This is a genomic window from Brachyspira catarrhinii, from assembly GCF_005518285.1.
Classification (GTDB): domain Bacteria; phylum Spirochaetota; class Brachyspiria; order Brachyspirales; family Brachyspiraceae; genus Brachyspira; species Brachyspira catarrhinii.
In genome coordinates, this window is the sequence record NZ_SJDU01000908.1 from 1 (window position 1) to 273 (window position 273).

Annotated in this window: 1 protein-coding gene; it reads left to right on the forward strand. The window is 39.2% G+C overall.

Annotation, left to right across the window (positions count from 1 at the left end):
- Positions 1 to 273, forward strand: a 273-nt coding sequence (locus tag EZH24_RS14655) for a hypothetical protein (protein WP_161976222.1), incomplete at both ends; no start/stop codon positions are given.

Sequence of the window (273 nt, forward strand, 5' to 3'; positions counted from 1 at the left end):
GAGAAATCAAACAAACAATGTCTTTAAAGTTAAAAGACAAAAATCAAAACTATTTTTAATTATCTTATGTATCTTCGGACTGCTATTCTCTTGGAGCTGTAGCTGTAAGAATAGGGTAAGCAATCCCGATGACACTCCAACAGACGGCGGAGTAATAACAAACAACACGCCAGCGGGAACTTTTTCCATCAGCGAAGCAACGGACAATGTCACGACTAATTTTGTCGTAAAATCGGCGTCTACGGTTGGCGAAATAAAAATCGGTTTCGTATC